General features: G+C 67.1%; 2 protein-coding genes. Both read right to left on the bottom strand.

All coding sequences use genetic code 11. The features are described from left to right. A partial coding sequence (locus tag VN419_RS06280; RefSeq protein ID WP_325645594.1) for a DUF3313 family protein occupies positions 1–419 on the bottom strand: 419 nt, incomplete at its 3' end. An 89-nt stretch (positions 420–508) separates the two neighbouring features. Then, complete coding sequence (topA, locus tag VN419_RS06275) at positions 509–2962, bottom strand: type I DNA topoisomerase (RefSeq protein WP_325645592.1); 2454 nt, start codon at positions 2960–2962, stop codon at positions 509–511. Positions 2963–3000: the final 38 nt, after the last annotated feature.

Raw genomic sequence — 3000 nt, 5'->3', positions numbered from 1 at the left:
GTGTTCATGGTGGGGTTGCTGGGCTTGATGCGGGTGATGGCCGCGGAAAGACGCAGGGTGCGCGGGGCCGGGGCGTCCTTGATGGGGAAGTCGATGGACTGCATGGTCTTCAGGAGCACCGCGTCCAGGTGCTTGGCCACGGCGTCCAGTTCCTCGCGGCTCACGCCGGACTGCTTGGCCAGGGCGTCCGCCTGCCAGACCACGGTGGGGTCGAGCAGCACGGCGCTGTAGTTCTTGGGGGCGAAGTTCGGGCTGCGCCAGGCGAAGCGCTCCGGATGGCCGGGCACCTGGGTCATCTTGCCGTATTCGGCTCCCAGGAAATGGTCCACGGCCGGGTCTCCGGTAGGGACGTTTTTGGCGGCGCAGGCGCACAAGAGCATCAGCACGGCAAGCGGGACGAGGCGGGCAAGGTGTCGCATGGGGGCTCCTTGGCAAGGCGTCGTTGCGGTTGCCGGAAGGCGGGCCCGCCCCCCAGTGGCCCCACGCTATCGCATTTGCGTACCCGCCGCTACTCCCCTGCGCCTTCCTCCGGCTTCACCCAGCCGCATTCCTTGTTCGGGCAGGCGATCTGCGCGCCCTTGGCCTTGCTGAATTTTTCCACCAGCAGGGGCGAGTCGCACTGCGGGCAGGGGCCGGGCACCGGGCGGTCCCACAGGGAGTACGTGCAGTCCGGATAGCGGGAGCAGGAGTAGAACACCTTGCCCCGGCGCGAGCTCTTCTCCACCATCTCGCCCGTGCAGCCGGGCTGCGGGCAGGCGATGCCCGTGGGCAGCGGCTCGGTGTGCTTGCAGGCCGGGTAGCCCGTGCAGGCGATGAACTTGGTGCCGCGCCGCGCGGTCTTGATGACCATGGGCTTGCCGCAGTCCGGGCAGGTGCCGGCCGGAATTTCCTCCGGCGCTTCCAGGACCACGATTTTGCCGAACTCGTCGCGCTTGAAGTTCTTGATGTTCTTGCACTTGGGGTAGCCGGTGCAGCCCAGGAAGGGTTCGTGCGAGCGGCCCTTGCGCGGGGTTTTCACCGCAAAGGGCTTGCCGCACAGGGGGCAGGGGATGTCGGTGATCTCGTCGCGCGGCTTGTCCACGGGCAGGATGTTGCCCTGTTCGTCGCGGGTGAACTCGCGGATGGCCTTGCATTCCGGGTAGCCGGAGCAGCCCAGGAACTCGCCGTTCTTGCCGAACTTCACGTGCATGGGCCTGCCGCAGTCCGGGCAGGGCACGCCGGAATCGATGGTGGCGCGGCTCATCTCGGTTCCGGCCTTTTCCAGCGCGGGGATGAACTCGGCCATGAATTCCTCGATGACCGCCTCCCAGGCGCGGCCGCCTGCGGCGATCTCGTCCAGCTTCTGCTCCATGCCCGCGGTGAAGCCGATGTCCATGAGCGTGGCGAAGTGGGCCACCAGCTTGTCGCTCACCGTACTGCCCAGCTCGGTGGGGGCGAAGCGCTTCTCCTCCATGGCCACGTACTCGCGGTCCTGCAGGGTGCTGATGATGGCGGCGTAGGTGCTGGGCCGCCCGATGCCTTCCTCCTCCAGCGCCTTGACCAGCGTGGCTTCGGTGTAGCGCGGGGGCGGCTGGGTGAACTTCTGCTCGCTGGTCAGGTCGAGGAGCTGCAACACCTCGCCCACGGTCAGCTTGGGCAGCTGCTCGGAACCGTCGTCCTTTTCGGCGTCCGGGTCCGGGGCCTCCAGGCCCTGCACCTTCAGGAAGCCGGGGAACAGCAGGCGCTCGCCCTTGGCGCGCCACAGGGTCTTGCCGTTCTTGGCGGTCACCGTGGTGTCGTGGAAGCGCGCCGGGGTCATCTGCGAGGCCACGAAGCGCCGCCAGATGAGCTGGTACAGCTTGAACTGGTCCGCGGGCAGGAACTGCTTCACGCTCTCCGGCGTCACGGCCACGTCGACGGGGCGGCAGGCCTCGTGCGCGTCCTGGGCGCCGTCCTTGGTCTTGTAGACCTTCACCTTGGCCGGGGCGTAGTCCGCGCCATAGGCGGAAAGAATGAACTCCTGCGCGGCCTTCTTGGCCTCGTCGGCCACGCGGACAGAGTCGGTACGCATGTAGGTGATGAGCGCCACCGTGCCGCGCTCGCCCAGGTCCACGCCTTCGTAGAGTTTCTGTGCCGCGCCCATGGTCTTCTTGGCCGGGTAGCCCAGGGCCCGGTTGGCCACCTGCTGCAGGCTCGACGTGGTGAACGGCGGCGGGGCGCTCTTGCTGCGCTCCTTTTCCTCCACGCCATCAACCGTGAACTGCCCGGCGCGGACGTTTTGCACCAGCGCGTCGGCCGCGTCCTTGCTGCCTATGTCCTGCATGCCCGGGGCCACGGCCTTGGTGCCGATCTTCCACAAATCGGCGCGGAAGGGCGGCGGATTCTCTCCGGCCAGCTTCACCTTCAGCGCCCAGTGCTCCACGGGCTCAAAGGCGCGGCGCTCGCGCTCGCGGTCCACAATGAGCCTGAGGGCCACGCTCTGCACGCGCCCGGCGGATATGCCGCGCTTTACGTGCTTCCACAGGATGGGGGAAATCTTGTAGCCCACCAGGCGGTCCAGCACGCGTCTGGCCTGCTGCGCGCCCACCAGGTCGTAGTTGATGGGCCGGGGGTGTTCGAGGGCTTCCTTCACCGCGCGGGCGGTGATTTCGTTGAACTGGATGCGGCTGACGTTCTTGTTCTGGCCTTTGATGAGTTCGGCCACGTGCCAGCCGATGGCCTCCCCCTCGCGGTCGGGGTCGGGCGCCAGGAAGACGTGGTTCGCGGCCTTGGCGGCCTTGCGCAGGCGGCCCACGATGTCTTCCTTGCCTTTTATGATCTCGTAGCGCGGCGCGTAGCCATGCTCCTCGTCCAGGCCCATGTCGCCCTTGGGGAGGTCGCGCACGTGGCCCACGGAGGCCTCCACGGCGTAGTCCTTTCCCAGGAACTTGCCGATGGTCTTCACTTTGGCGGGAGACTCAACGATGATGAGATCTTTTGTCATAATGGGGCAGGCTATAGCCACCCCGGGCAGGGTTGGCA

Origin of the sequence: Humidesulfovibrio sp., assembly GCF_035560995.1 — a bacterium.
Classification (GTDB): domain Bacteria; phylum Desulfobacterota; class Desulfovibrionia; order Desulfovibrionales; family Desulfovibrionaceae; genus Humidesulfovibrio.
Note: the sequence above shows the minus strand (reverse complement) of the source record. Positions and strands in the feature narration are given on the sequence as shown.